At 70.9% G+C, this 4,369-nt stretch carries 4 protein-coding genes and 2 pseudogenes; 1 reads left to right on the top strand and 5 read right to left on the bottom strand.

Going from position 1 to position 4,369, the window contains the following annotated elements:
* Positions 1–218: 218 nt before the first annotated feature.
* The 5 genes and pseudogenes from G6R25_RS21990 to G6R25_RS22005 all read right to left on the bottom strand — a co-directional run bounded on the left by G6R25_RS21990 (position 219) and on the right by G6R25_RS22005 (position 3,784).
* Positions 219–550, bottom strand: a pseudogene (locus tag G6R25_RS21990) (response regulator).
* Positions 547–1,401: a sensor histidine kinase gene (locus G6R25_RS21995; protein ID WP_163554416.1), complete on the bottom strand. Its 855-nt coding sequence runs from the start codon at positions 1,399–1,401 to the stop codon at positions 547–549. Before G6R25_RS21995 ends, G6R25_RS21990 begins: the two are co-directional and overlap by 4 nt.
* A complete protein-coding gene (locus G6R25_RS28285; protein WP_235949425.1) occupies positions 1,379–1,954 on the bottom strand; it encodes a CHASE3 domain-containing protein in 576 nt (191 codons plus the stop codon). Before G6R25_RS28285 ends, G6R25_RS21995 begins: the two co-directional genes overlap by 23 nt.
* Positions 1,955–1,999: 45 nt before the next feature.
* Positions 2,000–2,902, bottom strand: a pseudogene (locus tag G6R25_RS22000) (response regulator); the annotation flags it as partial.
* Positions 2,903–3,013: 111 nt separating this feature from the next.
* Positions 3,014–3,784 (bottom strand): hemerythrin domain-containing protein, encoded by a 771-nt coding sequence (locus G6R25_RS22005; protein WP_163554417.1) that lies wholly within the window; start codon positions 3,782–3,784, stop codon positions 3,014–3,016.
* A 203-nt stretch (positions 3,785–3,987) separates the two neighbouring features.
* Between G6R25_RS22005 and G6R25_RS22010 the strand changes: the two genes are divergently transcribed.
* Positions 3,988–4,344, top strand: coding sequence for a hypothetical protein (locus tag G6R25_RS22010; protein ID WP_163554418.1), 357 nt, complete (start codon positions 3,988–3,990; stop codon positions 4,342–4,344).
* Positions 4,345–4,369: the final 25 nt, after the last annotated feature.

Raw genomic sequence — 4,369 nt, forward strand, 5'->3', positions numbered from 1 at the left:
CGACGTGGGCCCCGCCGGTGCGTAGCGCGATCGGCGCTGCGCACCGAATTCCCGACGTTCGCCCCGCCCGAGGCCGGGCGCGACCGACCGGACAGGCACTGCCAGGCAGGTCATCCACCCTGCGGACGGCCGGCCACACCGATGCCGCCGTCCGCGCCGGTGAGATGTCCCACCAGCGCGGTGTCACCCGGCGGTGCGGCCACGGGCGGCGGGCCGGCCTACTGCCCGAGCAGGCGCGCGACCGTCATGAAGAAGTCGTCGATGTGGCGCACCACAGCCACGAACCGCTCGAAGTCGACCGGCTTGGTGATGTAGGCGTTGGCGTGCAGGTCGTAGCTGCACAGCACGTCCTCCTCCACCGCTGAAGTGGTGAGCACCACCACCGGGATCCGCCGCAGCCGCTCGTCGGCCTTGACCTCGCGCAGCACCTCCCGCCCGTGTTGAGGTGGTTGCGCAGCTTGTGGTCCTCGAAGGCCTCCCGGGTCATCAGCACGTCCCCGGGATCATCCTCGACGAGAAGCACCTCGACCGGGACGAGCGGTTCGCTCACGATGACCCTCCGGATGGCCTTGCGTTGCTGGGCGCGGGGACAGGGGCAGACGGTGCCGATGTGGACGGTGTGGGTGCGGACGTCGGGGCGAGCAACGACCGCTTCGGCAGCGTGAACCGGAAGGTCGTGCCGTGGTCCACGGTCGCGTCCAACCAGATCCTGCCGCCGTGAAACTCGACGATCTTGCGGCACAGGGCCAGCCCGATGCCCGTGCCCTCGTACACGTCCCGGCCATGCAGGCGCTGGAAGATCACGAAGATCTTCTCTCCGTACTCCGGGTCGATGCCGATGCCGTTGTCCGCGCAGGCGAACTCCCAGTCCGCTTCCCGCTCGATGGCGCTGACATGCAGGCGCGGCACCTCATCGCCGCGGAACTTCAGCCCGTTGCCGATCAGGTTGGTCAGCAACTGGGTAAGCAGCACCGGATCACCCCGCACGACGGGCAGCTCGTCCGCGGTGACCTCGGCCTGCAGGCTCTCGATCGACAGAGACAGGGTGGTCGTGGCCCGACTGAGGACGTCACCGAACGCGATGCCGACGAAACCTTCGGTGCTTCGTCCGACTCGGGAGAACGCGAGCAGGTCGTTGATGAGCTGCTGCATCCGCTTGGCGCCGTCGACGGCGAAGGCGATGTACTGCGCGCCCCGCTCGTCGAGCTTGTCGCCGTAGCGCCGCTCCAGCAGCTGGCAGAAGCTCGCCACCTTCCGCAGCGGCTCCTGCAGGTCGTGCGAGGCGACGTAGGCGAACTGCTCCAGGTCACGATTGGACCGCTGCAGCACCTCGGCCTGCGTCTCCAGCGCGGTGCGCGCCGCCCGCGCGACCCCCAGCTCACCCAGGAGCTGCTGGCGCATCGACTCCACGTCCGCTGGCCAGCGCCACCATGTCGGGTGGGCCAGTGGGTTCGACGACGTGATCGAGATGGCCGGAGGCGACGGTGCGCGCGTCGCCGGCCACCTGCTCGATCGGCCGGGTGACCCAGACCCGCAGCGCCCGCGCGATCGCCGCCAGCAGGACGACCAGGACCAGCGCGCCGATCGCCAGGGCGAGAACGAGGAAGTGCAACGCGGCGCCGACGTTGTCCCGAGCCTTGATCGCCTTCACCCGCAGCGCCGACTCCAGGTCGTCGGACGCGGCGCGGACCGCGTCGAAGCGCCGCTTGCCGAGTTCCGGTGACAGCAGCGTTGCCGCCTTCGGCCCCTGGCTGCGGACCACGTTGATGGCCGGGTCGGCGTAGTCGCGATGCCAGGCCCGGATCCGATCCTGCAGGGTGGTCAGCTTCCCGAACAGGTCGGGCCGTTTGGCAAGCCGCTGTTGCAGGTTCGCGAGCTGGGCACTCTCCTCGCGGCAGCCGGCGTTGTAGGGCTCGAGGAAGTCATCGCGGCCCTGGAGCAGGTAGCCGCGCATGCCGGTCTCCTGGTCGACCAGGCTGCTGACGAGTTGCGCGGAGCCCAGCAGGGCCGGGGCGATGACGTCGGTGAGCGGGCCGCCGTTGCGGGCCTCGACCCTGTCGATGAGGCTGTCAAGCAGGCTGTCCGGCCCGTCCGGGGGCCACAACTTGGCGATTTCGGGCAGCACGCCTTCCCACCCGCCCGGTCCCTCCCGCCCCTCCAGCAGGCCGTCGGTCGCGAGCAGCAGCACCCATCGCGGACCGAGCTCGACCAGCGCCTCCTCGGTGAGGTCCTCGTCGAGGATGCCCAGCGCCGGCCCGACGACGTCGCCGGGCAGCACGTGGAGCGTCCCGTCGGGGGTGGACACCATGTCGTAGAAGTCACCCCCGAGCAGCGACTGCTGCCGGCCGGGCCGGTAGCGGGCGGCGTGGCGCAACCGACGGTCGTCGTAGAGCGGACGAGGCAGCAGTCCGCGTTCGAGCCGGGCCCGCTCGTCCGCCTGCAGCTCCGACTCGCGTAGCGCCTGCGCCGCGGTGTCAGCCCGCTTGCGCTCGATTGCATGGCTCACGGCACGCACCAGATCCCGACCGTCGACCTGGCCCTTGACGAGGTAGTCCTGGGCGCCTGCGGCGACCGCCTGGGCACCCCGGTACTCATCGACCATGCCGGTGAGCACGACGACCGGCGCGCCCGCCTCCACCGCCAGCAGCCGACGCAGTGCCGAGAGACCCTCGCCGTCGGGCAACCCGAGGTCCAGCAGCACGCAGGCGACCTGCTCGCTGCGGCGGACCGCCTCGGCCACGGTGCGCACTCGGGTCAGCCTGACCGGCGCCGCCACCTCGTCGAGCAGCTCGGACACCAGGTAGGCGTCCGCATCATCATCCTCGACGAGGAGTATCGGCCAGACCACATCTGCCGGTTCAGTTCCTGGCACCCGGGCTGCGGTGCTCTCGCTTCCTGACACGTCTCCTCGGCAGTGCACGACACGCGGGCCATTTAGGTTAAACGGCGCCCGAGCCGGCGGAAGACTGGCCGGGCGACCACACCAGGCCCGCGGCAGGCGGGCGCGGCGGCCTCAGCGGCGCAGTCCTCTCCCGCGGGCGGCGGAACGCTCCGGCTCGGACGAGGACCGGTCGGCCGCCGACGCGGACTGATCCATCGCTGGCCATTCGGAAGCGGGCGCGATGGGCCGGCCCAGCAGGTACCAGCCCCACAGCCCGGCGGGCGCGGGAGCCCGCACCGGGGCTCCGGCCACCTCACGCGCATCCATGACGTCGAGCAGGTGGTCAAAGCTGCCGAGGAGACGGATCGCCAGGCTGCCGCCGAAGATCCCGCCGTGCCCGAGATGCGGGTGAGGCCGGGTCGGCGCGTGGCGCATGGCGTCGGCGAAGCGGTCGAGCAGATGCCGGCGCTCGTCGTTGGAGAGCCGTTCGGTGAGCTCACGCAGCAGCTCGTCTTCCTCCTTCTCGTGCTCGGCGAGCAGCGCCGCGAGGTCCCGGCGCAGGCTCGCCACGGTGTTCGCCGGGTGATTGAGGTCTCCCTGCACGTACTGCTCGATGCCGCGCATCACCGACGAGCACTGGCGGGCCAGCCGGCCCAGCTCCGCGACCCGCGCCCGCCCCCCCGGCACCCGGCGGGCCATCTCCGGATAGACGACGGCCTCCATCGCGCTGAGATGGGCCGAGACGGCCGCCACCGCCGCGTCGCTGGCATGCAGCACCTGGCGGGGATCGCTGGGCGGGCCGTCCGCGGCACCGGCCGCGTCGCCGCCGCCGCGGGAGAGCTCGATGAGATGGACAGCGTCCGCATGCGCTGCGTCCACCAGGGTCGTCAACGTCTCAGCCATGATCACCTCGCCCATAACGGGTCGATACCTAGCGGAGAGCTACCAGTCCTGTGAAGCTACGCCTTCGCGACCGGGGGCGCATCCCGATAACCCTCACGCAGCGGTACCGATAGCACCACAAAAGGTGCCGGTCGGTCACGCCGATGCCTACCGTAAGGTAGGATTCCACTACTATTGGGGGCATGGTTGGCAGTAGTGTCCCCGTGGCCCGAGACCAGGCAGTCTTCGCCGCCCGCTCGCGCCTCGCCGATGTCCGTCGCCGGTTCCTCGGCCATGACCTTCCGCCCCTGGGCACCCTGATCGTTCGTCATCAGGTGGCGGTCCCGGACGGGGCTGAATGGCCCTGGGCTCGGGTGTCCAGCTGGCCTCACGCGACCCTGTTGAACGGACGCAGTCTGAACGACGGGGCGCACCCGTCGGTGGCGCACATCCGGATGGGCCGGCCCCTGCGCATCCGCAGCGCCGACATCGTCGACTGGGCGATCATCGACGCCCGTGGCGAGATCGCCGAGGGCGCCTGGACCCGCCGGCTGCGGGCCCCGGCGGACACGACCCGCTGAGCGGCCCCAGCCTGGTTGGGCGCCC

Source organism: Candidatus Frankia alpina (genome assembly GCF_902806485.1).
GTDB lineage: Bacteria > Actinomycetota > Actinomycetes > Frankiales > Frankiaceae > Frankia > Frankia alpina.

What these genes read in the sequence shown, in the direction of transcription:
- G6R25_RS21995 (WP_163554416.1), bottom strand. Translation starts at nt 1,401, where the DNA reads ATGCGCCAGCAGCTCCTGGGTGAGCTGGGGGTCGCGCGGGCGGCGCGC.
- G6R25_RS28285 (WP_235949425.1), bottom strand. Translation starts at nt 1,954, where the DNA reads ATGCGCGGCTACCTGCTCCAGGGCCGCGATGACTTCCTCGAGCCCTAC.
- G6R25_RS22005 (WP_163554417.1), bottom strand. Translation starts at nt 3,784, where the DNA reads ATGGCTGAGACGTTGACGACCCTGGTGGACGCAGCGCATGCGGACGCT.